The 25,701-nt window shown below is 54.5% G+C and carries 21 protein-coding genes; 9 read left to right on the forward strand and 12 right to left on the reverse strand.

The window, feature by feature from the left end:
- Positions 1-491: 491 nt before the first annotated feature.
- Positions 492-1,379: a tRNA (adenosine(37)-N6)-dimethylallyltransferase MiaA gene (miaA, locus tag B3M32_RS03830; protein WP_290743689.1), complete on the reverse strand. Its 888-nt coding sequence runs from the start codon at positions 1,377-1,379 to the stop codon at positions 492-494.
- 29 nt (positions 1,380-1,408) lie between these two features.
- Here miaA and B3M32_RS03835 point away from each other — a divergent pair, with 29 nt between their 5' ends.
- Positions 1,409-2,509, forward strand: coding sequence for a divergent polysaccharide deacetylase family protein (locus B3M32_RS03835; RefSeq protein WP_290743691.1), 1,101 nt, complete (start codon positions 1,409-1,411; stop codon positions 2,507-2,509).
- 13 nt (positions 2,510-2,522) lie between these two features.
- The gene (locus tag B3M32_RS03840; protein WP_290743692.1) at positions 2,523-3,254 is read left to right on the forward strand and encodes a pyridoxine 5'-phosphate synthase; all 732 of its coding nucleotides are present in this window, start codon (positions 2,523-2,525) and stop codon (positions 3,252-3,254) included.
- 106 nt (positions 3,255-3,360) lie between these two features.
- Here B3M32_RS03840 and truA read toward each other — a convergent pair whose 3' ends face one another.
- From truA to B3M32_RS03860, 4 genes are all read right to left on the reverse strand, one after another.
- Positions 3,361-4,113 (reverse strand): tRNA pseudouridine(38-40) synthase TruA, encoded by a 753-nt coding sequence (gene truA, locus B3M32_RS03845; RefSeq protein ID WP_290743693.1) that lies wholly within the window; start codon positions 4,111-4,113, stop codon positions 3,361-3,363.
- Positions 4,114-4,121: 8 nt separating this feature from the next.
- Positions 4,122-5,069 (reverse strand): hypothetical protein, encoded by a 948-nt coding sequence (locus tag B3M32_RS03850; RefSeq protein WP_290743694.1) that lies wholly within the window; start codon positions 5,067-5,069, stop codon positions 4,122-4,124.
- 329 nt (positions 5,070-5,398) lie between these two features.
- On the reverse strand, positions 5,399-7,957 hold the full coding sequence (locus B3M32_RS03855; protein ID WP_290743695.1) for an efflux RND transporter permease subunit: 2,559 nt from the start codon (positions 7,955-7,957) through the stop codon (positions 5,399-5,401).
- Positions 7,958-7,976: 19 nt separating this feature from the next.
- The gene (locus B3M32_RS03860) at positions 7,977-9,356 is read right to left on the reverse strand and encodes a GGDEF domain-containing protein (protein WP_290743697.1); all 1,380 of its coding nucleotides are present in this window, start codon (positions 9,354-9,356) and stop codon (positions 7,977-7,979) included.
- Positions 9,357-9,457: 101 nt separating this feature from the next.
- Between B3M32_RS03860 and B3M32_RS03865 the strand changes: the two genes are divergently transcribed.
- The gene (locus tag B3M32_RS03865; RefSeq protein WP_290743698.1) at positions 9,458-12,031 is read left to right on the forward strand and encodes a TIGR03960 family B12-binding radical SAM protein; all 2,574 of its coding nucleotides are present in this window, start codon (positions 9,458-9,460) and stop codon (positions 12,029-12,031) included.
- A gap of 78 nt (positions 12,032-12,109) precedes the next feature.
- A complete protein-coding gene (locus tag B3M32_RS03870) occupies positions 12,110-12,856 on the forward strand; it encodes a hypothetical protein (RefSeq protein WP_290743699.1) in 747 nt (248 codons plus the stop codon).
- Positions 12,857-12,975: 119 nt separating this feature from the next.
- Here B3M32_RS03870 and B3M32_RS03875 read toward each other — a convergent pair whose 3' ends face one another.
- The gene (locus tag B3M32_RS03875; RefSeq protein WP_173341224.1) at positions 12,976-13,188 is read right to left on the reverse strand and encodes a hypothetical protein; all 213 of its coding nucleotides are present in this window, start codon (positions 13,186-13,188) and stop codon (positions 12,976-12,978) included.
- 130 nt (positions 13,189-13,318) lie between these two features.
- On the opposite strand from B3M32_RS03875, the gene B3M32_RS03880 reads away from it, so the two are divergent.
- The 3 genes from B3M32_RS03880 to B3M32_RS03890 are packed head-to-tail and all read left to right on the forward strand — an operon-like array spanning position 13,319 to position 16,727.
- Positions 13,319-14,143: a TIGR00730 family Rossman fold protein gene (locus tag B3M32_RS03880; RefSeq protein WP_290743700.1), complete on the forward strand. Its 825-nt coding sequence runs from the start codon at positions 13,319-13,321 to the stop codon at positions 14,141-14,143.
- 23 nt (positions 14,144-14,166) lie between these two features.
- Complete coding sequence (locus B3M32_RS03885; protein ID WP_290743701.1) at positions 14,167-15,267, forward strand: protein kinase domain-containing protein; 1,101 nt, start codon at positions 14,167-14,169, stop codon at positions 15,265-15,267.
- Entirely contained in the window at positions 15,267-16,727 is a 1,461-nt protein-coding gene (locus B3M32_RS03890; protein WP_290743703.1) for a tetratricopeptide repeat protein, read from the forward strand. The genes B3M32_RS03885 and B3M32_RS03890 overlap by 1 nt, the downstream gene beginning before the upstream one ends.
- 23 nt (positions 16,728-16,750) lie before the next feature.
- Here the strand turns inward: B3M32_RS03890 and queA are convergent, their stop codons facing one another.
- From queA to gltX, 4 genes are all read right to left on the reverse strand, one after another.
- Positions 16,751-17,794, reverse strand: a complete 1,044-nt coding sequence (queA, locus tag B3M32_RS03895) for a tRNA preQ1(34) S-adenosylmethionine ribosyltransferase-isomerase QueA (protein ID WP_290743704.1) — start codon at positions 17,792-17,794, stop codon at positions 16,751-16,753.
- Between the two features lie 2 nt (positions 17,795-17,796).
- Positions 17,797-18,774 (reverse strand): helix-turn-helix transcriptional regulator, encoded by a 978-nt coding sequence (locus tag B3M32_RS03900; RefSeq protein WP_290743705.1) that lies wholly within the window; start codon positions 18,772-18,774, stop codon positions 17,797-17,799.
- A 9-nt stretch (positions 18,775-18,783) separates the two neighbouring features.
- Positions 18,784-19,965 (reverse strand): BON domain-containing protein, encoded by a 1,182-nt coding sequence (locus tag B3M32_RS03905; protein WP_290743706.1) that lies wholly within the window; start codon positions 19,963-19,965, stop codon positions 18,784-18,786.
- A gap of 90 nt (positions 19,966-20,055) precedes the next feature.
- Positions 20,056-21,525 (reverse strand): glutamate--tRNA ligase, encoded by a 1,470-nt coding sequence (gltX, locus tag B3M32_RS03910; protein WP_290743707.1) that lies wholly within the window; start codon positions 21,523-21,525, stop codon positions 20,056-20,058.
- A 150-nt stretch (positions 21,526-21,675) separates the two neighbouring features.
- On the opposite strand from gltX, the gene B3M32_RS03915 reads away from it, so the two are divergent.
- Positions 21,676-23,109 (forward strand): alanine/glycine:cation symporter family protein, encoded by a 1,434-nt coding sequence (locus tag B3M32_RS03915; RefSeq protein WP_290743708.1) that lies wholly within the window; start codon positions 21,676-21,678, stop codon positions 23,107-23,109.
- On the opposite strand, the gene B3M32_RS03920 is transcribed toward B3M32_RS03915, so the two are convergent.
- Positions 23,009-23,464 carry an addiction module antidote protein gene (locus B3M32_RS03920; RefSeq protein WP_290743710.1) on the reverse strand — a complete coding sequence of 152 codons (456 nt, stop codon included), beginning with the start codon at positions 23,462-23,464 and terminating at the stop codon, positions 23,009-23,011. The two genes, B3M32_RS03915 and B3M32_RS03920, sit on opposite strands and share 101 nt — an antisense overlap.
- Entirely contained in the window at positions 23,451-23,741 is a 291-nt protein-coding gene (locus tag B3M32_RS12365; RefSeq protein ID WP_349679856.1) for a type II toxin-antitoxin system RelE/ParE family toxin, read from the reverse strand. Before B3M32_RS12365 ends, B3M32_RS03920 begins: the two co-directional genes overlap by 14 nt.
- Positions 23,742-23,968: 227 nt before the next feature.
- On the opposite strand from B3M32_RS12365, the gene B3M32_RS03925 reads away from it, so the two are divergent.
- Positions 23,969-25,483, forward strand: a complete 1,515-nt coding sequence (locus B3M32_RS03925; protein WP_290743711.1) for a hypothetical protein — start codon at positions 23,969-23,971, stop codon at positions 25,481-25,483.
- Positions 25,484-25,701: the final 218 nt, after the last annotated feature.

Below are 25,701 nucleotides of genomic sequence, written 5' to 3' on the forward strand. Positions count from 1 at the left end.
CAGGATCAAACTCTTCATTGATTTTTATAGTCTTGGTCCCGTTAATCACGTTCGTATTGACTCCAAGAATTGCTCTTGGTCCGTCACTAAGCACATCTCCGATTCCTTCAATCTTCCCGGGAACCTCTCGGATTCCCGTCCCTCCCGGCCGTTCCCGGCGTTCCGCCGTTCCCGTTCGAGGGTGAGGCCAATTATAGAATTTTCAGCCGGAATGTCAAGGGTTTTTCTGCAAAAAAATCTTTTTTTTTGCTTTTTTTCGAAAAAACCAGAAAAAAACGCTTCTTTACCCATGGCCAACACAAGCTATAAACAATCTATTCACAAACCCCTCTCGTATTTTATTGTCGCACAACAACTTATTAAGCCGAAGGTCCCCAAAAGAGTCCTTCGGCAAGCAGCCATTTCGGCACCTTCTTTTCAGGATTTACGGCGATTTAAAACAAATTAATTAGATTACAAACAAACTAACATCTAATGTTTCTTCGGCAATCTTATTTCAACCGGTCTTCGATAGTCTTCGCCGGATTAGCGTCATTGTCCAAATCAACTCGCAAAGTTTTCATCTGCCCGCGAAACCATGTCAGCTGGCGCTTGGCGTAATTACGCGTCTTGCGCTTTACTTCGTCCAATACGGTTTCAACATCGCGGTCGCTTTTCGCCGCAAGAAGTTCGCGGTATCCCAGGCTCTGCCAGGCAGGAGCATCCAGCGGAACCGACTCCGCCAAGCGGCGCACTTCGTCCATCCAGCCGTCACGCACCATCTGGTCTACACGCGCATTGATTCTCTCATACAGCTTTTCACGAGCACGGTCCAGCCAGAACACGGGAATCTCGCCGATTCCGCCGACGCGTTCCTTCTGCCAATCCGAGAGCTTGCGTCCTGTCGCCTCGTACACTTCGAGAATACGCACCATGCGGTGCACGTTATTTTCGTCTACTCCCGCCATGGCCTCGGGATCCGCCTCGCAGGCAAGTTTGTACAAACTAACACCATCCTGTCCGCGCGACTCTATTTCGGCACGGATTTCGGGAGCGACTTTCGGTATCTGCGGAAGTCCGAGCATCAGCGACTGCATGTAAAGCCCTGTCCCGCCGACCGCGATAAACCTGCGTTCCGGATTCTTTTCCAGAATTTCCTTGACATCGCGGCAGAACTCCCCTGCCGAATAGGTCCTTCCGGGCTCGAGGAAATTCACCATGTGGTGATTGACCCTCGCCAAGTCCCCTGCCGACGGCTGAGCAGTACCGATGGCGAAGCCCCTGTACACCTGCCGCGAATCGACGCCGATGATTTCTGCGTCATAGCGCTTCGCAAGATCGAGAGACAACTCCGATTTTCCGATTCCCGTAGCTCCAACGATGGCAAAAAGGATAGGCATGCAACGCAATATAATTATATTTGAAATCAATGAACAAGTTCAAGCACATTCTTGCCCTGATAATCGTTTTTGCGATTTTGACGCTGGTCGCCGTTCTTTTTCAGAAACTTGATTTTGGCAGCGGAACGCCGGATAGCGGAGCAGCCTCTTCCATAGCCACAGCCGATTCGTCCGCAGTACAGGATACCACTCCCTTTATAGACCGTTTCAAGAACCATCTCGAAGTCCTCCAGTCCAGCTATTCCAAACGCAAAAAACGTGACGTCTGGACCCTGGGCAAGGGCAGAACCGTCGTATATTACCTGCTGCAGGCACAGAGATTCCTCGAATCCAACGGAGGAACCGTATTGCGCATGGAAGAACTCCATGACGACAAGACCGTTTTCCAGAGCGCATCCCTGGACGCACTGGACCCGAAGGGAGACTCCCTGAAAATCATCCTCCAGGTTTCGGAAAATGTCTTCCGCGACAACGCCTCCGTACTTTCTATCGCCTTCCAGGTCACCAGGCTGACTCCGGAACTCATTGTCGCGCTGAACGAGCTCGACTTTCCCTACGACCTCATGGTCACGCCGTTCGGCATGGGGAACAGCTTTTTCCCCGACCTCGAGCGCGTCAAGAGAAAGGAGCTCGTCCTTTGGCTGCTGATGGAATCGCAAAGCCTCGACTCGCGCCACAAGAAGCTCCGTCCCATCCGCATCCACCATACGGAACAGCAGATTGAAAATATCGTGAACGAGGCCAAGGCACTTGTACCGGGAGCAACGGGAATCGCCACGCGATTCGCCGACCAGGCCGTGGAGCACAGGCAACTGCTGCAGGCCACGTTCAAGCCCGCAAAGGAACAGGGACTCTGGTTCCTGGACCTTTCCATGAACCAGAAATCAAGGGTCGACGAAACCTGCAAGGAATTCTCGATGCGCTGCAAGGCGCTCCTCCCCTACGACCCTTCCAACAGCACGCTCGACGACTACATCACCAAGAGGCTCCGCAGCGCCGCAAGGAGCGGCATGGCGGCCATCATCCTCCCGCTCAGCCTCGAAAGCATAGCGAAAGTCAAGTCCATGAGCGCAAAGGCGGCCCACCAGGGCACCACCATCGTAAATTTATCTAACTTTATGAAGTACTAACAAGGAGACTGCAATGACCGTAAAGCTCGGAGTCAACGTCGACCACATCGCCACCATTCGCGAAGCACGCAAGATCAGGGAACCGGATCCAGTCACGGCGGCGCTCATTGCAGAACTCGCCGGCTGTAACGGCATCACGGCCCACCTGCGCGAAGACAAGCGCCATATCCAGGATCGCGACATCCGCCTGCTCCGCGGCACCATTACGACCAAGCTGAACCTGAAGATCGCTCCCACGAACGAAATGCTCCAGTTCGCAGTCAACGTCCAGCCGGACCTCGTGACGCTCGTCCCGGAAAACCGCCAGGAAATCACTACGGAAGGCGGACTGAACGTCGCCGCAAAGATTGACGAGCTCGCCAAGTTCGTGATGACGCTCAAGAGCAACGATATCGCCGTGAGCGTGTTCATTGAACCGGAAACGGAACAGGTCAAGGCCGCAAAGAAGATCGGTGCCAGCTTTGTCGAGTTCAACACCGGCAAGTACGCCACCGCTTTCGACCTCGGCAGCATGCAAGAAGTGGACCGCGAAATTTCGGCCATCGCCGACATGACCGTACTCGCCAAGAAATACGGTCTGCGCGTATTCGCCGGACAGGGCCTGAACTACCGCAACGTGAGCGCAATCGCCGCCATCGAGGGCATCGAGGAACTGAACATCGGGCACAGCATCGTCGGGCGTTCCGTGTTTGTCGGCATGGAAAAGGCCGTGAAGGAAATGATTGACATACTTCACAGGTCTTAGGCTTTAGGTTTTAGGAAAAGATTCATGCACTTTGTGCATCAATATAGATGCGGCGAAGCCGCCATTCTAAAAACCTAATACCTAACCCCTGTTACCTAACTCCTACTCAGTAATCCTTATATTCTACGTTCTGTAGAACCAGTCCCTGAGGCGGCGCCCATGTGCGTTCGCCTTTAAATTTTTTCGCGAATATCGTATCGACCGTTCCTTCGGGATAGCGACCGCGGCCCACATCGAACAGCGTTCCGACCATGGCGCGCACCTGGCGGTGCAAAAAGCGGTTCCCTTTGATATGGAACATGCATGTCCATTCGTTTATGCGTTGCAGCCGGAATTCGTACAAAGTACAAAGCGTAGACTTGCCGTCGTTGCGAGGAATGCAGAAATCGATAAAATCGTGCTCGCCCAAGAAACGCTTCGCTTCGCGCTCCATCGCATCGAGGTCCAGATGCAACGAGCCGCATTCCCAACCGAACTCGCGCATCAGTGCGACTGGGCGCGTGTAGATGGTATACTGGTAATAACGCAGAGTGGCGTCGTAACGGGCGTTAAAATCGTCGGCACAGCGCTGCAGGTCGCGAATACGGATAAGCCGCTTGGTAAGCCCGTTGACCGAACGGACCGTCTTTACCGGGTCCAGTTCGCCGTCGTAATCAAAATGGACGCACTGGCCGCGGGCATGCACGCCCGTATCGGTACGGCCGGAACCGGTCACGCGGACCGGCGCACGAAGCGCGATGCTAAGCGCATCTTCCAAGGTTGACTGAACGGTAACGAATTTCCGCTTTCCCGCCTCGTTCTGTTCTTGCCAGCCATAAAAAGCACTGCCAAGATACTCGCAGCGGAAACGGTAACGCATGGCAATCCCTAATTTCCGGAATCCAGCGCTTCGCGGATGACGGATTCCACCTGGTCTTGCGAAATGCCGAGCTGCGTAGCAATTGCCGAAGCGGGAAATCCGCGACGGGACATCTGCAGGATCTTGCTCTTCGCGGTAAACTCGCGGTCGAAGCGGCTTGTCTTGAGCGGGTTCGACTTCTGGAGGTTCGGGTCACCCGTAGTGTTGTGGCTCTGGGCCCTAATCTTCATGGTGCGGTCGCGGGCTACGCCACGCGGAGCACGCAGCACATCGGAAAGCGACTGCATCGCCGAGGTAATGCGTTCCTTGGCTGTCGGGCGGAGCGTGGGCTTGCCGTCCAGGTCTTCAGAAAGAATCTTGTTTTCGGGCACGCCGTTTTCGTCTTCGAAGGCTATTTTCTGTTCCGGGGCGCGTTCCGGCATTATTGTCGGCTCGCCGACAACTTCGTCAATAATGGATTTCTTTTGCGGATGCGGACGCGGCACGAGAATGGTCGGGTCGTTTTCGAATCCGTTCTTCGGTTCCTTGAAACGCTGTTCCGCCTTGAGCGCTTCCATCTTGCGCGTGAGAACCTTCTTGCGGTGGCCCAGCGCGATCAGCAAAATGACGCAGACGATGATGACGGCAATACCGCCGGCCACCCACATTTTGTTTTCACTCGAAAGTCCCTGTTCGCCGGGAGTCCCGTTATCGTCTCCATCGACAGGTGCGGCCCCTGCGCGCAGCGCGTTCAAAACTTCCCACGAAGAATCCAGTTGCTGGCGGACGGCAAGTTGCACATCGGGCTTGTCGGCCGACTCCCAGAGAACAATCTCCAACGAATCGATTTCTGCACGAATGCCCAAGTACGCGGAAGCGTCAAACGACGACTTGCTCTTGGAAATATCCACAAACAAATAGGCTACAACCCCCGCCGTCAAAACAAGGAGGATTAAGGGGACAATAAACTTCTTCATATAAAAAAATGTAGAAAAAAAAAGAAAGGGGCATACCCGCCCCCAAAGAAAACATCAGTCCGCTTCAAACGGCCCAAATGGGCATTTTCGGCACTAGAAATAATTTTTACACACCAACAACACACTTTTTGTCAAAAACAGCCTAATTTTACAAATTTCGCATTGTGAAAAACTCAACACTTTAAAAATTTTTAACACAAAATACTACCACTTTCCCCGAAAAAATGCTATCTTATTGTCAAGAACTCTTTGTTCTCCTCCTAACCCCCAAAAAATCCCCTAGCCTCTGGCCAGGGGGTTTTTCCTTTTTATACGAATGGGGATCGCGGCTACTTGCGCTTGAGGAACACGATGGAGAAGAACACCGTGAACACGAGCGAAGCGACAAGGAACGCGAGGATCGACGTCGTCGCGAGTTCGCCAATAGTGCGCAGTCCCTTGTGTTCGACTCCGAGAGCTCCGGCAAAGCCCGCAGCGGTAGTGACCGAGCTTGCCATCACGAGGCGGCCGATGTTGTCGACAAGAGTACGCGGCGTAAACGAAGGATCCTGCGTCCAGCCTACAAGGAGATGGATAGTAGAGTCTATAGCGAGACCCAGCACCGCCGGGATGACAACCACATTGTAGATGCCGATATGACCGAGACCGATAACCACGTTCATGAGGCCAAGCAACCCGGCGCTCCACAAGAGTCCGATCAGCAGCGAGCCCGCCGAAATGGCGACCAGCTTGGGCTTGCGCAACGAGAACGCGAGAATGATGATGATGACAAGGATTACGACAAACGCCATGCGCATGGAATCGTACTTGACGGCACGCACGACATCGGCCAAGATGAACTGGCTGCTGAACACCTTCAGCTTTTCGCCGCCGAATTCCCAGTGGCCAAAACGGTCCTGCCAATCAGCGGCCTCGCGCGCATCGGAACTGTTGTAACGTCCATAGATAAAGCCGATCTTGCCGACACTGCCGTCTTTTTCCTTGAGCAGATCGACAGCCCATTCCGGCAGGGAATCTACCGTGAACGGGGCGACTTCTTCGGCCAGCGTGCGCAACGTCGCGATATTCACGCTATCTTCTCCCGTTGCGCGGTCGAACACGCGGGCTTCGGCAAGCTCCTTGATTTCGTCGATGACTTCCATACGGGCCTGCTGGTCCGCCTGTGAAGGCAAGAACGTCTTGAGCGTGAGGAAGCTGCGAAGCGTGGAATCGTGTTCCGTATGCATGCGCACCATCAGCGTGTCGTAGAGGGAATCCAGGAGTTCCGCACGGCTCGCCATGACGGCGGCAGGCGTAGAGCTCTTGCGGTTGCTAGAAAGCGCGTTACCCGTGCTGATGGTCTTCTTGACCTGTTCCACGTTCTCCTTGGGCGGACGGCGCAAGTTCCTGAAGTTGTATTCGAATTCCAGGTTCGGCAAGAAGCAGAGCATCACGACAGAGAAAACGGCACCGACAATGGCGGCGCGCTTGAAGAACCCGACAATCTTCTCGTCACTCCAGGCCTTGGGAAAGAACGAGTTGCGCGGACGCGGAGGAAGCCCGCCGGCGACAAAAATGAATACCGGCATCGCAAAGATTGCCGTAAGGAAACTGAACAGGATTCCCACCGCAGAAATCACGCCGAACTCGTAGAAGCCGACAAACTTCGCGATAAGCAGGGAAAGCAGGCCGGCGATAGTCGTAAGCGCCGCGAGGAACATCGGGCGCAGAAGCCTTGCCACGGTCTGTTCCATGGCGAGTTTCAAGTCGCCGCACGCGGTAAAGCAGCGTTGACACGTTCCCATGAAGTGGATGGAGTAGTCGACACCCATTCCCAGAATAATGCTCGACACGAGAACCGTGAACGGGTTCAAGGCGCCGTAGTAGAGCGTGGTAAAGCACATGGCCAGGGAGCAGGCCAGCGACACCTGCGCCAGCATCAGGAGCGGAGCCTTGATAGGGCTGCGGAAGAACACGGCGACAATCAAGAAAATGAGCACGACAGCGATAATCATCGAGATGGCGCTGTCGCTCATGATGTCGTTCACTTCGTTCAGGCCCTCGTAGGAGCCTTCCACCGTCATGAGGACCGGCTGGCCGTAATCGACCGCATTGAACTTTGCCAGGAGCGTATCGGAACGGAGCAGGATATGCTTCACGAAATCCACATCGGTAGACGGGCGTACAAGCTTGCACTGGACGACGCCATTGAACAACGTAGAATCATGCTTGTCTTCGCCGATGAGGCGCGTCTTGAGTTCCTTGGGCAAGTTGCGCTTGGGGCCCTCTTCCTTGGCTTCGGCGGCACCATCCTTTTTCTTGAAGAACGACTCGAAGGCATCGGCGGCTTCGTCGGGAAGGCCCAGCGCCTGCGGCAGGTTCGCGTCGAACCACACGCGTTCTTTCTTGGCAGGTTCGGTCGTAGAATCGGCCAGGAGGTCCACGACCAGCGGACCGTTCTTGCGGCCTATTTCGAGCTGGATATCTTCAAGGTTGTCGCGGATGCGTTCCAGATGTTCAACCGGCAAGTAGATGAGCGCGTTCTTCGTAAAGAACGAGTTGTCATTTTTTACCTGGGGCTTGCTGATGATATCGTCTTGCCAGTTCGCGTTGATGTACTCCTGGATGCTGTCCTGCAGACGCGCGACCAGGTACGGATCCTTCGCCTGGATGGCTATCATGAAGCGGTCCGTGCTGCCGAAGCGGTGGTACGATTCTTCCAAGGCGATTACGCTGGGAGTTCCTTCGGGCAAGAGCGTCGCCAAATCCGTGTGGATTTGCAGTTTCGTCACCGTGGGAATCAGGCTCACGACAAGAATGGCAAGAATGACAAAGAAAGCCTTCCACTTCCTTTTTTCTACAAAGTTTACGTAACGCGCCGCAAAGCGCTCAATTTTATCTTGATTCATATTTCAACCATTTCCCGCTTTACATCTGCTGCAGGGCATCGGCCAGGACAACCTGGTTGCCACCATTGTTCGAAGCCATCTGCATGGAAGCTTCCGCAGCACATATGAGAGTCTCTACATCGACCGCATGCACGGGCAGGACAGACACACCGAGACTCAAAGTCGTAGAAAGGATAGCGTTGCCATAGGAAATCTGCAACTGCGAAATTTCGTTACGAATCTTTTCGGCACGGTCGCGAGTTATCTTGAGTTCGGCACCCGGCATAATCACGCAGAAGACGTCACCATGGTAAAGGCAAGGGATGTCCTCGTTGCGGATGAAGTTCGGCAGGCGTTGGCCAAGTTCCCAAAGGAGCTGGTCCACGGCATGGCGTCCACGGCTCGACTGTATCTGCTGCACGTTGTCCGGGTACATCATGATAATGCCGATAGGAGTCTTGTGGCGCATGGCGGCAAAAATCTCACGGCGGAGAGTTTCTTCCATATAGCGCCTGTTGAAAAGCCCCGTGAGGCTGTCGCGGATACTGTGCTGCTGGAAGCGGATATTCAAGTTCTGGTTTGCCACGTAGAGGCCGAGCGTCGCCGAGACAATGCTCACCTTCGCCTTCCAGAATTCGAGATCTTCGCCATCGGGGAGCTTGTCCACCTGGATAGTGAGGATTCCGAAATGTTCGTCAAGGCCCGAAATCGGCGCACAGAAAGAAATTCCCTGCGGATGGTGGTGCAGGTGCGTACAGCCTCCGCTAAAGTTGCCGTTCTTGTAATCGGTCACCACGATTTCGCCCTTGTTGTAGCTCGCGCATTCCATGGGCATAATCTTGTCGTCGCTGATGACGTAATCGCCGAACGAGAAAATCTTGCAGAGTTCCGTCTGGACATCGCCGTACATATAGAGAATCCCGGCGGCTTCGGGGAACAGGCGCGGCAACACCTTTTCAAGAGACTCGATAACTTCGGGGAACGGGCGATTCTTCAGGATTTCCTTACAAAAGACGTCCCACTGTTCCAGGGGAAAAGAAGGCTTCGGGGCGGGGGCGGCAGCTTTGGCGAGAGCTTCCCTGGCAGGGATGGCTCCCGGAGGCAAGATACTTTCGAACGGGTTCTTCACAGGCGGGATAGGAGATTCAATTTTGGGTTCGGCGGCAACAGAGGGAACGACAGGCACATACTGGGTCTTGGGGGCCTGCTTGATTTCGTTGAGGGCTTCCGTAAAATCGGCTTCGGCTTCTTGGGCCCTTCGCTTGGCGACGCTGTAGTAGATAAAGCCGAGAACGGCGCCCCAGGCTCCGATAAGGGCGAATTTCCCTTCTAGCGGAATTTTCGCATCGGGAACGAAGTACGTGCCGACAACTCCACCGCAGAAGAAGAACAACCAGACAATGTAAGAAAACATGCTCATACACTATAATTTACGAAAAGAAAACCGATTGTGTTTCAAGTAAATGAATTTTTCACGGAAAAAAAGGGGCAAAAAGTGTACTATTAACTAAATTTACCCCCATGACCATCCTCGAGAAAATCGCTCTAGCTTTACCGGCCGTTGAAAGTCCTGCCAGATACATGGGCGGCGAGGCGAACAGCGTGGTGAAGGACCATAGCCAGATGCTCGCCCGCATGGCGTTCGTTTTCCCGGACACCTACGAAATAGGCATGAGCAACAACGGCATGCGCATATTGTACCATGTGGTGAACCGCGAACCCGACATGCTCTGCGAAGTCGCCTTTGCCCCGTGGGACGACATGGCCCGCGAAATGAAGAAGTACGATATTCCGCTGTATACGCACGCAAGCTACACGCCGGTAAACGAATTCGACGTCATCGGGATTACGCTGCAAACCGAGCTGAACTTCACCAACGTGCCCTACGTACTGGAACTTTCGCGCATTCCCGCCTGGCAGAAGGACCGCCAGGAAAGCGACCCTATCGTGGTCGCGGGCGGGCCCGCGATGGCGAACCCCGAACCGGTGGCAGACTTTTTCGACGCATTCATGATAGGCGACGGCGAGAAGGTGATGATCGAACTCTTGCGCTGCGTAGGCGAAGGGCGCAAGGCGGGCCTCCCGCGAAAAGAAATTCTCGCTAATTTGTCTAAAATAGACGGCGTTTACGTACCGACGCTCCGCCCCGTGGTAAAGAACGAATTCGGCATGCTCGTGCCGGTGGAGCCCGCAAAGGGGAGCTACGAGAACACGAACGGGGTCCGCCGCCTGTTCATCCCGCAGATGGACCCGAAGGACTACCCCATCAAGAACCTGATCGCGAACATGCAGCTCGTGCACAACCGCTTCAGCGTGGAAGTCATGCGCGGCTGCGCACAGGGTTGCCGATTCTGCCAGGCGGGCATCTGGTACAGGCCCTGCCGCGAACTCGATCCCGACGACGTCCTGGACATCGCGAAGGCGGGCATCAAGGCCACGGGCGAACGTGAACTCGGGCTCTTGAGCCTTTCTACCGCCGACTACAAACCGGTGGAAGCCCTCACCGATTCCATCATCGACGACCCGTTCTTCGACACCGTGGACGTGAGCCTCCCGAGCATCCGCGTAAACAGCTTCGGCCAGACGCTCGCCGGGAAGATTGCCGCATTGAAGGGAGGCCGCAGCGCCACCTTCGCTCCCGAGACAGGCTCCGAACGCATCCGCAAGATGATCAACAAGACCATCAGCGACCAGGACATGTACGATGCGGCAGAACACGCGTTCAGCAGCGGGTTCAACAAGATCAAGCTCTACACGATGATCGGTTTCCCGACCGAGAACCTCGACGACATGCAGGCGTTCTGCGACCTCATCTTCAACCTCGTGCACATCGGGCGCAAGTACAACCGCGGAATCCAGATTGCGGTAAGCATCGGCATCCTCATCCCCAAGTCGTTTACGGGGCTGCAGTGGGCGCCCTTCATGGACAAGGAGACCGCGCTCAAGCACATCCGTTTTGTGCGCGAGAAGTTCTTCAAGCACCCGAACGTCAAGATCAACTGGGCCGCCTGGGAAACAAGCTTCCTCGAAGCCGTGTACAGCCGCGCCGACAGGAGCCTCGCGCCCGTCATATACGAGGCGTACAAGCAGGGAATCATCTTCGAAAGCGACGCCTACCGGTTCGATTTTTCCAAGTGGCTCGGCGTGTGGGAAAAATGCGGCTACGACACAAGCTGGGTATACCGCGAGCGCGAAAAGGAAGAAGTCTTCCCGTGGGACTTTATCCATGCGGGAACAAGCAAACAGTACCTGCGTCGCGAATGGGAGAAGGCGTTCGACCCGAACAGCGCGCCCGTCCCGAACTGCAAGTGGGGCGACTGCCAAAAATGCGGCATCCCCGGTTTCGGCAAAGAAATCAAGCTCGCCGACGACCCCGTGCGCCACAAGGCCCCGAGCCGTACCCCCGAAGAAATCAAGCAGCTGGTCATTGACCGCCGCCCCAAGCAGAAGGACAGCTTCAGCTACAAGATTACCTTCAAGAAGACCGGCCTCAGCCGCTTCTTGCCCCACCACAACATGCTCAGCTTTTTCGAGCGCACGTTCCTATGCGCGGGCATCCCCGTAAAGTTCAGCGAAGGGTTCAGCCCCAAGCCGCGCATCTCGAACATGGGCGCACTCCCGCTCGGCCTCGAGACCTATTGCGAAATCATCAGCGTGGACCTGCTACAGAAGCTCGACATCTCGCCCGAGAACCTTCCGAAGCTCATGACGCAGCTTTCGGCGCCATTTCCGCGTGGCATGGAAATCGTGAACATCGAGCCCCTGAAGGAAAAGCTCAGCAAGCATTTTCCGAAGGCGATGGTGTACCGCCATACGCCCGAAAGCATCCCCGACGGACTCATGGAGAAGTTCCGCACGAAGACCTTCCCCGTAGTCAAGAACCACCGCGGGCAGGAAATCGACCTGAACGAACAAATTCTCGACCTCGACATCCAGAACGGGAACATGTTCGTAAAAGTCAAGTGCAACGACCAGGGCGCCACGGCAAGCCCGTTCGTGATTTACGCCGGAATTCTGGGCATGGAAATCGACCCGGCCAAGCTTGACGAGGCCGCCAGGCGCTTCTTAATCGCCAAAATCGGCATCGAATGGTAAATTTTTGGGGAGATTTAATCTTTTTTCGGATTATTGAGCTATATTAGAGTCAATCTTAATTATTAAGGAGTTCTATATATGAAAAAAATGTTCCTTGCCGCCATTACGGCACTTGCCCTGTGCAGCTACAGCTATGCCCAAGACGACGAAGACGAATACGAAGAAGAAGAAACCACCGAAGCCGTGAAGCCGGCTCCGGCTGTTGAAGATGAGGAAGAAGAAGCCGCTCCTGCCCCGAAGAAGGCCAAGAAGGAGAAGAAGAAGAAAAAGTCTTCTGATGGCGATGGTTCGGGCTTCCTCGGCATCACCGTTGGTCTCGACCAAAACAATATCATTGACCTCACTCCTGGGTACTTCATCGGCGACTTCAACTACTTGGGCGTCATGTTTAAGGTTACACCGGAAATCATGATTACCGCCAAGTTCGGCTTTGCCCACCACGGCGAATCTACCTACACTCCGCCTGAAGGAGCTGATGTTGATCTCGGAGACGATTACACCGCCATTGCATTCGGCGCCCAGTTCGACTACTTCCTGCCGACCCCGCTTCTGCCGACTTCTGTCAGCGCAGACTTCATGTATGCCAGTGCAGGCGAACGCACTGACAATGAAGGAAACAAGGAAAGCGCCAGCGCCGTCATGTTCGGCGTAATGTTCAATGCCCACGCTCCTGTTACCGACAACTTCTTCATCACCGGTAGCGTCGGCCTCGGCTTCGAACTGCCCGGTGAAGAAGGCAAGGATCCCGAAGGCAACAAGGAAGAACTCAACCGCATGGATGTCGGTATCAAGGCCGGCATCAGCTTCGGCTGGTTCTTCATGTAATCGACAGATTGCAAAGAAATCAGACCGTTCCCTAGGGAGCGGTCTTTTTTTGTGCCGTAAAAAAAGAACCCCACCCGGAGGCAGGGCTGACGATTAAAAGCCGGAATGGCGCGGGCAGGTTATTCTGCCGGGAGAATAATCTCGATGTGGTTCGTACTCACGTTGAGGAAGTGGGTACGGAACAGGTCCTTCTCGGCACGGTCGCTGACCTTCACCTGGGTCACGGCGATAAAGTCCTTGTTCTCGCGGATATAGTCGGTGAGACGTTCGTCACGGAGCGTATCGATTTCGCCCGTGATAATAAAGCTGTCGGTCCAAATTTTTACTAGCATGCCATAAATATAAAGTTTTTTATTCCAAATAAGATGATTGGAAACATTTTTTTCTCACAATTTTACGAAATGGAGCATATATTATAAAGGATTATTGAAAACCCCTATCCTAAAGCAAGGAACCCCGACCATGGTTACAAAAAAGAAACTCCGCCCCGCCCCGGGAATGATGTTCTACCACAACGACGAATTTATGGACAGCGAAGCCGGACGCCCGCTGCGCATCCTCTCGGAATTTTTCGCCCCACAGCAAGTCTTTGAGCAGGAAGATATCGAAAACACCATCGTATTCTTCGGTTCGGCACGTACGCTGCCCCCCGACGAAATCAAAAAGCGCCGCAAGGGCTGCAAGGACAAGAAGGAACTCGCACGCCTCGACCGCCTCGAGAAGGTAGCGGGCTCCTACAATGCGGCCAGGGAACTGGGTGCCAAAATAGGCAAGTGGGCCAACAAGCGCCACGAAGGCTACGCCATCATGACCGGCGGCGGTCCGGGCATCATGGAAGCGGGAAACCGCGGGGCAAGCGACGTGGGTACGCCGTCCATAGGCCTCAACATCAAGCTGCCCTTCGAACAGCACCCGAATCCCTACATCGACGACGCGCTGAACATGCAGTTCCGCTACTTCTTCGTGCGCAAGTACTGGTTCCTCAAGAAGGCGCGCGCCCTGGTGGTGTTCCCGGGAGGCTTCGGCACGCTCGACGAGATGTTCGAGATGCTCACGCTCATCCAGACCGACAAGTACGCCCAGCAGATGCCGGTCGTCATCTTCGACTCCAAGTTCTGGAAGAAGGTGCTCAACTGGGAATACCTCGCCGAGACGGGCATGATCAACAAGGAAGACCTGAACCTGTTCAAGTTCTGCGACACGGTAGACGAAGCATACAAGTTTATTACGGCGACGCTCGAAAAGCAGGACAAGGAATCCGGCGCCCTGGACTGGCACCGGAAATAACCCACATTTCCTAAATTTGGCGCATGTTACGAAACTTATTAGCAGAGACGCTGGACCGGGTTTCTCGAGACCTGGCCCTGCGCCCCAATTACAGCAAGGAAGAATACCAGAGGTGGTTCGACCAGAACCCGGAATTCCTGCACAACGGCGCCATGGAACGTATAGAGCTTATCGAGCCGCTGACCCAGGAAGGCACCAACAACCTCTACCGCGCCAACTTCTGGATTGAGCACCCGAATGTCGACCACCAATACGGCAAGCGCGAAATTGTCGTAAAGATATGCAAGTTCTGGGCACCGCCCGGCAAGAACAGGCTCCACCGTCTCAACATGCTCCTGAGCGCGTTTCAGGACGAAATTCGCATCAACAACCTGGTGCGCGCCACGAACATCGAAGGCGTGGTGCAGAGCTTTGGCGGAGGCATCGCCGGAAGGCACCCCTACCTGAAGATGGAATTCATCAAGGGATGTTCGCTCGACAGGATGTTCAAGACGAACCTCTCCGACGACGAGGTGCTCCACCGCGCGGCCAAGCTCGCCTACCTTGCGAACACCATCAGCCAGCTGCACTACTACCAGGTCATCCACAAGGACCTGAAACCCAAGAACCTGTTGCTGTGCCAGAACCCGCTGCACAAGAACAACCACAAGATCCTCATCTGCGACTTCGGCTACGCCCAGGCCAAGCTGCGCGAGACGGTCAACGAATACGGCGGCCAGTTGACGCCCTGCTACAGTGCACCCGAGCAGGCCATCATGGGAGAGAACCTCTCGTATTCCGTTGACTACTTCAGCTTCGGCATCATCATGCACGAATACCTTACGGGCTACAAGCTGTTCCCGAAGGCAATGGACATCTTCATGGAAGACGGCCACCGCATTACGGACCGCTACCTGGAATACATCAAGACGGGTCGCGAGAACCGTTTCGAAGACAGCCGGTTCCCGGAGCTCACGCAGTGGATCGACTCGCTCACGATTTTCGACAGCTTCGAGCGCATGCAGAACTGCCCGAACCTGTTCGACATGGCGCACAAGCTCCGCGAGAAGGTGAACGCGCTGGGCTACCGCGACGTGAACACGGACTTCTTGTGGAACCAATTGCGCGAATACGAGAGGCGATAATGAACAAGAGACGAATCCTACGCTTCCTGAAGCATGTGAAGGTGCATTACTATATCATCTTCGCCCTGGTGATTGGCATCGGCGTTTTCAACGCCGTCTCGGCACTTTCGCCGACAATCAAGCAGAACAACCGCGAACGCCATATCGTCAAGATATTCGACAAGTGGTGGGAAGAAGAAGGAGCCGCCTCGTTTATCGCCGTCGGGCTCAAGGCCGACGAAAAAACGAAAGCCGACGAGTTCGAGCAGTTCCGTGAACGCTACCTGAAACAGAACCACACGTTCATCGTCGAAGACCGCATCGAGGAGATGAAAAAGGAATTCCGCGAATGGTGGGAAATCGGCGGCGGCAAGGAACAGTACATCCAGGAACACAAGATTTACCCCGACGAAAGGCACTTCACGTTTGAACGCGACAAGTGGATCAAGCGCTATACCGACAAGCAGCCGCGTTACGGACTCGCCTACGTTCCCAAGGAAGCCGAGTACGAACGCATGCTCACCTGCTGGCTGCTTTCACCGGGAATCCTCAGCTTTATCCTCTTCATGGTCCTGTTCCCCTTCGCCTACATACAGCTTTCCATGCGGTGGGGCGCCCTCGTGACCATCGGCTTTGTCATTGCCGGCATCTTTGCCGGGGGATTCGTCGTGGATTTCCTGACCGGGACAAGCTTCTTTGACCACTACGCCACGGAACGTCTCATGGGCATGAGTCCCGTCCTAGCATTCCTGCTGGGCGGTACCGCATTCGGCTTGCGCAAGGACAGCGTCCCGGACAAGGTCCGCCTTGCCGCCATCGCAGGAGTCGTCGCAGACATCGTCGTGAACATATTCGTGAACGGAGGCATCTTCGGGGCCGTGGCATTGACATCGCTCCTGTTCTTCGGCCTGGGATGCGCCGCGGGCAAGAACGTCCCGAACCGCAAAAAGAGTTTCAGCGAACTGCGTGCCGAAGCCGTCGAGGAACGTCGCCGCAAGAACGCCACAAGGAACCTGCAGGCCGAACGCATCAAGAAAACCCGCCAGCAGATCAACGAAGGTTTCCAGGAAGCGTCCAAGGGAGCCTTCCCCGCCGCAAGGCAACTGCTGGGCCAGGCGATGACATCGCTATTGCAGGAATACCCGCCTGACATCCAGGAAATCAATACGCTTGCCGAACGCATGGCGAGTCCGGACCTGTACATAGACGTCGCCAGCGAGCAATGGCTGGAATGGGGCGAAACCGCCAAGGCCAAGAGTTGTTTCGAGGCGGCACTCACGATGCTTGAAAAAGGACTTACGACCGAGAAGAATGCGACGCTTGCCCGCAGGGCTCTCTACAGCATCGGCGAAATTCGCATCAACCGGAACATGAATCCCGAAGAAGGCTGTATCCGTCTGAAAAAAGTCCTGCAACTGGCGGACAACGACATCATCGCCGTGCAGGCTAAAAAGCTTCTGGAAAAGGCTTCAAATAGCTAGAGACTTTCCGGCGGCGGATCTTTCTAGAGAATCAGCATGCCGTCGCCGTAGCTGAACAGCTTCATCTTGTTCTCGACAGCCATCTTGTAGGCCTCGAGCGTATTTTCGCGGCCATAGAACGCGGACACGAGCAAGATGAGGCTGCTCTTAGGCCAGTGGAAGTTCGTAAGCAGGCCATCCACGATCTTGTAGCGGTATCCGGGATAGAAGAACGCGTGCGTCACGCCGCTTTGCGCCTTCACGATTCCGTTGTCGTCGGCGATAGTTTCCACCACGCGGGTACTCGTGGTGCCCACCGTTACAATGCGGCCGCCGGCCGCCTTCGCCTTGTTGATGATGTCTGCGTTTTCGGCCGTGAGTTCGTAATGCTCGCCGTGCATCTTGTGCTGCGTAAAATCTTCCACCGAGATGTTCTGGAACGTACCCGGCCCAACATGCAGGGTGACCTCAGCCACATGCACGCCCTTCGCTTTCAAGTCTTCAAGCATCTGCTCGCTAAAGTGCAGGCTCGCCGTCGGGGCGGCCACTGCGCCGGAATACTTCGCGAAGATGGTCTGGTAGGCAAGCTTGTCGCTTTCGTCATCAGGGCGGTTGATGTAGGGCGGCAGCGGCACATGGCCTTCGCGGTTCATCACCGATTCCAGTTCCACGGGAGTCACCGCAAAGCGCAGCACGCGGGCACCGTCTTCCTTGATTTCTTCGACTACCGCCTTGACGCCGGCGATTTCCAGCTCGCGACCGATTTTGAAAGCCTTTCCCGGACGGACCTGCGCCTCGTAACGCGCCTCGCCCGTATCGGCAGGAATCAGGGCCTGCACAAGCAGAGTTTCAACTTCGCCGCCGTGCAACGTATGGCCATAGAGGCGCGCGGGAATCACCTTCGTGTTGTTCACCACCAGGCAGTCGCCAGGATTGAAAAGTTCTACAATCTCGGGAGCCTTTAAAATGCGGCGTGGCCCGCCGTCCTTGGGGCAATGCAGTATTCGCGTCTTGCCCTTGCCCGCCGTGCGGGACGCAATCAGTTCCGGAGGAAATTCAAAATTATAATCGGAAAGGGAATGTTCCATTATCAGCCTTGCAGGGACTTCAACGCCTCTTTAACCAACTTGAGCATATCCGCCTTGAGCGACGCCGGTTTCAGAATCTCGACATCCGGGAGAATGCCCAAAAGGTACGTCTTGAAATCCGGGGTGATGCGGATTTTCATATCCACGACGGTATTCTTGTTCCTGTCCTTGCGCAATTGCACAACCGGATTGAAATGCGATTTCTTGAATTGGTTCTTGAGCCAGTCGTTCTTCACGAGCAGAGACACTTCTTGCGGGGGTTCCGTAGTCGTATATTTCCCGAACGTGAACTTGTAATGCGTCGCCGCATCGAACACAAGTCCCGGTTCGACAGGCTTGTTCGTCATCGATACATTCGAGATGTTTTCTACCAAAAAGTTCTTGAACACCCCCGTCTTGCCAAAATCGCTGTCGGCAGCGACCAAGTAGAGCGTATCGATACGCATGATAACCTTGACCGGACTGACTTCGAGCGTTTCGGTCCGATCCTCGTCGTGGACGCGCGTATAGGAGATGCGCAACTTGAGTTTTTTGTGGATGGCATCGAGAATCTTGTTCACCATCGAATCTTGAATCGCATTGTCGCTGAACGGTCCGTAATCCAGAACAAGGTCTCGGTCCGTCGTGATGGCTTCGGGCTTAAACTCGTCGGGATTCGTCATCTGCAGGGATTCAATCAACTTGTTCAGAAGCTTGCGGTTCTTGATTTCGGCCGGAGACGTCTCGGGAATGTTCTTCTTGACCTTCTCGAGCTGTTTGACAATGCTCTGGTTGAAATTTGTCTGCTCTTCGGGCTGGATTACCCATACCGTCTCGCCCTCTTTCTTGTGGCTGCGAAGTCCGCAGTTCTCGTTACGGAGAAGTTCCAGGTACCGGAATATGGTGCGCGGTCCGCGACCAATAGCCACGGCCAGCTGGTTCACGGTCATCTCTTTTTTCAACAAATCCTTGACGGTATTTATCTTCTGATATCCTGCCATAACAGCTCCTTATTGAATCACCCTAAGCCTGTTGTCTATCGACGGCGTCCGCATCATCTTGACGGCATTGATAAGCGCCCACTGTTTCTGGAACGAGTTGGATACGCGGCCCTCCATCACATACTTGTTGTTAAAATAGTTCAGGCGGATTACGGCTCCGGACAAACGGGTATTTTCCGCCAGTTCCTTTTCGATAACGCGACACATCACCTGGCTATCGGAAGAACTTTCCGGGAACCGCGTGATGGAAAGCGAAAGATCCTGCAAACCGGGCAAGTCGGCAATGCGCTTTTCGAGATCCTTCGGGAAATTCGACTCGAAACAGCTCAATGTCACGTTCGCCTTGCTGTCCTTTACTTCGACCCTATAGTCAAAAATCTTGAACGCGGGCATATCCAGCAGGCGCCAGATGGAACCTTCCAGCCTCTCGTCCGAAATGTACGTTTCCATCTGCACGCGCAAGAAATCGACACAGCCGCGAACCTTCGGCATGTTGTTAACGCAGGCGCTCAGCGCCCGCTTTACGGCAAGGCTACGCACGATGCCGTCCAAGTACACAATCCCCTGCCCCACGGTGACAAGAACGCGGGGAGCGTCTTCCGGGAACAGCAGCAGCAACTTCTGGCGTACGTATTCTGAAAGCGTCGCGTTCGGCACATTCTGCATGGACTGGGGGATCGTAATGAACAGCAGCGAATTATCGTCCAGGAGAACGGCCAGCTTATCCTTGCCGGCGTCACTCACCAGGCCCACTGCGATACCGAACTGGTTGCGGATGGCGTGGTACACATGGTCTCCGATAAGTACATGGGCCGTCTGCGCGGGCACGAGCCTATAGCCTTCCGGAGCCTCCTCGTTCTGGATAACGACCTTGGGGCACTCTATTTTTTCGGGAGGAGCGCCATCGTAACTGACAAGGAAGACTTCCTTGTCTTCGCTCTGAAAACAGCTCTTGACGATTCCCGGTTTCACCTTGTTCTTGAAGTACAGCCAGTTACCCGGGATGATACGGTTCTTTCCGTGAATCTTGGTATATTCCGTTCCCTTCGCACCTCGGCCTATCGTGAATTCATGAGAAAACGCCACGAACGTGGTGTCGCATTCGTCGCAACGGCACAGCAACGGAATATGCGGAGCCATGCCGCCGTAAGTCGAATACGGTTCCTTCGCGTACAGGCCATGCTTTGTCACGGCCCGGCAATTTCTGCAGAAAAGTTTCTGCGTATATAGCCTATGTGGGAACTGTTTGCGCATTGTTTAGACGAAAGACGAAAGAGGACACTATTTCATCAGCGGCATTGCGACGTCGATGCGGCGGAGCACTTCTTCCTTTCCGATGATTTCGAACATTTCCCAGAGGCCCGGGCCAGCGGTAACGCCGGAAACAGCGAGACGCGGGGCACCGACGAGTTCACCGACCTTGTGGCCGCAACGTTCGGCGAGGTCATAGAAACCCTTCTCGATCACCGGGGTCTTGAAATCATCGATGGAGGCGAGCATGTCGCGCACGAGCGTCGCCACTTCCTTGGAGCCTTCGCCGAAGTGCTTCTTGACGCCCTTCTCGTCGTACGTTGTCGGAGCCACGAAGAAGTACACGGCCATCTCGGCCAAGTCCTGCACGAAGTGGGCACGCGGTTTCAATTGCTTCACGATTTCGTCGAGGCGAGCTTCCGGCTCGTTGGAAAGGTCGATGCCCTTGGCGGCAAGGCCTTCCTTCATAATGCCCTTGAGGAAAGCGTCGTCGCACATGTGGATGTGCTGGCCGTTCATCCACTGCAGCTTCTTTTCGTCGAAGCTAGCAGACTTGGGGTTGATGCGTTCGAGCGTAAAGCTTTCCACCATTTCCTTGATGGTCATGACTTCGCGGTCGTCGCCCGGGTTCCAGCCGAGGAGCGCGAGGTAGTTCACGAGAGTTTCGGGCAGGTAGCCGAGGTCGCGGAAGTCACCCACGGAGGCGGCACCCTTGCGCTTAGAAAGCTTACCGCCGTTCTTGTCGAGAATCACCGGCAGGTGGCACCATACGGGCGGCTGCCAGCCGAAGGCCTTGTACAGGAGTTCGTGCTTTGGCGTAGAGCTGATCCATTCGTCGCCGCGGAGCACGTGCGTCGTGCCCATCAGGTGGTCGTCCACGACGCTTGCAAAATGGTAAGTCGGATAACCGTCGCGCTTGATGAGCACAAGATCGTCCAGAAGTTCGTTCTGGTAACTGATATGGCCGCGGATCATGTCGTCGAATTCGGTGACGCCCGTTTCGGGTACCTTGAAGCGGATCACAGCCTTTTCGCCGGCGGCAATGCGGGCTTCGGCTTCTTCGCGGCTAATGTTACGGCAGTGGCGGTCGTAACCCGTGACCGGCACATGAGACTTTTCCTGTTCGGCGCGGACTTCCTGCAGGCGCTCTTCGGTGCAGAAGCAGTAGTAGGCGCAGCCCGCATCCAGCAGCTTCTTGATTTCGCGGTGGTAGATGTCGAGGCGCTCGCTCTGGAAATACGGACCGCAGTCTCCTTCGCAACCCGGACCTTCGTCCCACTGCAGGCCCAACCACTTCAAGTCGCGCATCAAGTCGTGCAGGGCAGTCTCGTTATAGCGCTTGCGGTCGGTATCCTCGATACGCAGGTAGAACGTCCCGCCCATGTGCTTGGCAAAGAAATAGTTGTAGATGGCCGTACGGGCACCGCCCACATGCAGGTAGCCCGTGGGGCTCGGGGCAAAACGGACACGGACAGGACGGGTAGCAGAAATTTCACTCATAAAATCCTCTTTTTTTATTTTTTTCGTGTCAAAAAATAGCAATTTTCTTGTAGGCGACCTATTTCTTCGCTCATTTTGGTCCAAATTCAAGAGAGCGCCTCCGTATTTTAACTATCTTTTTGACCATCAACGAGTTACAAGGATTTCTAAATGGACGCTTTAAACGCATTTCTCGATACTGTTGACGGTTACGTGTGGGGCATTCCCCTCATCGGAATCGTCCTCTTCGTAGGCATCCTGCTCACGAGCCGCCTCGGCGTCTTGCAGGTGACAAACCTCGGCAACGCGCTTCGCTACATGCTCCACAGCGAAAAGGAAGGCGAAGGCGAAGTCTCGAGCTTCGCGGCTCTCTGCACCGCGCTCGCAGCGACCGTCGGCACGGGTAACATCGTGGGCGTCGCGACCGCCATCGGCACGGGCGGCCCGGGCGCGCTCTTCTGGATGGAAGTCGCCGCCTTCTTCGGCATGGCCACCAAGTACTCCGAAGGCCTGCTCGCGGTCAAGTACCGCAAAGTTGCAAGCGACGGCAAGGTATTGGGCGGCCCCTTCTACTACATCGAGACCGGCATCAAGGAGCGCTTCGGGCTCAACCTCAAGTGGCTCGCCGTGCTGTTCGCCGTGTTCGGCGTACTCGCGGGCCTGCTCGGCATCGGTACCATCACGCAGGTGAACGGCATCACCTCGGCCGTCGCGACCGTCATCCCCACGGGTGAATTCGTGAACATCGGCGGCAACTCCGTCTCGTACTCCACCGCCATCGCGGGCCTGCTCTGCGCGGCATTCACCGCGAGCGTCATCATCGGCGGTCTCAAGCGCATCGCTAAAGTTGCGCTCTACATCGTGCCGTTCATGGCTATCTTCTACATCATCTTCTGCCTGCTGATTCTCGGATTCAACTTCTCGAACATCTCGACCGCCATCGAGACCATCATCCGCGCGGCGTTCAACCCGAGCGCCGTCACGGGCGGCGTGGTAGGCACCATCTTCATCGCGATGCAGAAGGGTATCGCCCGCGGCATCTTCAGCAACGAGGCAGGCCTCGGTTCGGCCCCGATTGCCGCCGCAGCAGCCAAGACAAAGGAACCGGTTCGCCAGGGTCTTGTGTGCATGACGGGCACCTTCATCGACACCATCGTCATCTGCTCCATGACGGGCCTCGCCATCGTGGTCACCGGCGCATGGACTCCGGAACTCGGGCTCCAGGGCGTAAACATCACCATGGAAGCGTTCACCCGCGGACTTTCGAACCTCCCCGCCGGCGCAAGCATCGCACCCTACGTCCTTACCGTGGCGCTCGTGTTCTTCGCGTTCACCACCGTCCTCGGCTGGGCCTACTACTCCGAACGCTGCCTGGAATACCTTATCGGACGCGGCAAGAAAAACGCCATCCTCGCCTTCCGCTGGCTCTACGTGGCAGCCGTGTTCATCGGCCCCTACCTCACGGTAAGCGCCGTGTGGACGAGCGCCGACATCTTCAACGGGCTCATGGCCTTCCCGAACCTCGTGGCACTGATTTTGCTTTCCGGCATTGTCGCCCGCGAGACGAAGAAGTTCTTCGTGAAGCTCGAGAAGACGAAGGAATAAAAACATCGCCCTTTTTTGTTTTCGGTTCTTTTTTTGTCGAATACTTCGCAGGCTTTTCTGCAACGTAGGGCGTGAGTGAAAGTTTCATACCCATGGCATTAAATACGCGCATAACCGTCTCGAAACGGGGATGCGCTTCTTCTTTCAAAGCCTTGTAAAGGCTTTCGCGGTTCAAGCCGGCCTTTTTCGCAATCTTTGCCATGCCGGCCGAGCGCGCCACATCGCCAAGCGCCATCTGCAACAGCTTAGGGTCGTTAGCATTCAGGATTTCTTCCAAGAAGTAGCGAACCTCTATTTCCGTTTTTAGATAATCGGCTACGTCATAATCCGATATTTCCGCATCATCTTTTCGCATTTTTTACCTCCTTCGCCTTTTCAATGTCTTTCTGTTGAGTTGACTTGTCGCCGCCGATTAGTAATAGAACGACCGTATCACCTTCTTTTGTATAATAAATCCGATACCCTGGTCCATAATGAATTCGCGATTCAAAAATTCCATCAGAAATATACTTGAAATCACCAAAGATTCCGTTTTTGATCTGTTCTGTCCTATATACAATCTTTGCTTGCGCTCGGACATCTTTCAGTTTATTAAACCAACGGTCATAAACTTTAGTCCTTTTTAAGACGATCCCCCCCCCCTCCTAAATGTAGCCAATTGGCTACATATTGTCAATATGTAGAATTGCATTACCTTTTTCCTTTTTTAAGGACATCCCAAAACCAGAGTCCCTACACTCTTAAAACGGAAAAATGACGGAAAATGTTCCAGAAAATTTTGGTTACCATTCTTTTTTCTTGACTCCCGCCCCTTGTTGATTTATTTTTACAACGAATAATCCTCTAAGGAGACCGCCACATGAAAAAAATCGCCCTCTTGGCCGGGACCTGCGCCCTGTTCTTTTTCGTTGCCTGCGGCGACGATTCCTCCACAAGCGCGTCGAAAAACGACTCACCCAACACCGCCGAAATCACTCCCCCAAAAGATTCGGCCCAAGTTGATTCCGGCTGCACCGTAAAGGAAGCCGACGAAGGCTTCGACATCATTTGCAACGGCGATTCCGTCGACACCATCCACGATGAAGAGACCGAACAGGGGACCTGCCACGTGAAAGACACCGTCAACGCGTCAGGGAATGCCGGGGTAAGAATCACCTGCGGGGACTCCACGAGAGTCGTATGGTCCGTGTCAACCGACAAGGACGATAGTTCCCCGTCCACCAAAGAAGAAAAAGTTTCAAGCGGCAAAGAAGACGCCTCTTCGTCCGCCAAAAATGAAAACATCTCGAGCGGCAAGGATGAAAAAAATTCCTCGTCAAGTCAAAAGGAATCCTCTGAAAAGAGCTCTTCTTCCATAAAGTCGGAGGATTCTTCCTCATCCGTAAAACCGGGAAATTCCTCGTCATCCGCAAAGCCGGAAAGTTCTTCCGTCAAAGAAGAATCATCTTCATCCAGTTCTGAAGAAACCCATTCATCCTCAATATTGCAGGCACCGGCACCAGACACCCTAACTTGCAATTCCAAAAAATACACAACCGACACCGCCTTCTGCTTCAGGAACCGACAGACCGGAAAATCCGCCATCTACAGGCTATGCGGCGAAGCTGAATACGACCCGGAAGTCGCAACCTGTGACGGGGGAACTATCAAGGTGGAATGCGGCGGTACCGCCTATGACACCTTGCAGAAAGTTTGCCTGAACGAAGTCCTCTACCCCCTGACCGCCACCGAAAAAGGAATCGAGGGCGTCTACATAGGGGCAAATGATACCACCTATGACAGCGACACCAATATTGTCAGCGTAAAACCAATCTATTTTGCCAAGGCCAACCTGCTTTTAATCAAGAAAGGCGAAGGCAACTACGAAGGCGTAGTCCCTGCGTCCCCCGGAATAATTTCGAAGGGAGCACGCGTCAAGTACCACAACGAAATGTACTACGATATCGAAGCCGATACCTTGGACCTGTTCGTCCATGGGGACACAAGCGGATACTTCTACTTGGAGGAGGTAATCAATAGTAGCGATATAGCTGGCAACGATGCCTACGACATCGCCCGGGCCAAGCTGGGCGGGAAATGGAGATTACCGAGATATGACGAAATATGGCACTTATACCTTTACCGATACTATGGAGGAGCCACTACAGAGACGATTATCGACCACCACACCGTTTGCTATAACCATATCGACCCTATCCACAAGACCGAAATCGCCCTCCCTAAAGCGGGCTACTATAACGAAACAGGCTTTGTCAACAATTCTCATGGCTATAGGTTTGATAAAGCCGGATCTTTTGTACCATCAAACTTTAATACTAATGGCGGGGCGATTAGATACGGTTTCGCAGTCCGCCCGGTATTTACTGGCGATTAGGGAGAAAATCCTACCAGCCCATCATCTCGGCGATTTCGGGGCCGATGAGGCCGTCTTGCATGGTCATCGAGAGGATGCGCTGTTCCAATTCACTTGGCGGGTCTAGCGGGCCCGCCTTGACACACACAGTTGCTGTAAAAATTTAACAACAGTGGCCAAAATAGCCTTTTTTGAGCCAAAAACGGAATTTCTCCGTTGCAAACCTATACAACGGAAAC

Source organism: Fibrobacter sp. UBA4309 (assembly GCF_002395745.1).
Lineage (GTDB): Bacteria > Fibrobacterota > Fibrobacteria > Fibrobacterales > Fibrobacteraceae > Fibrobacter.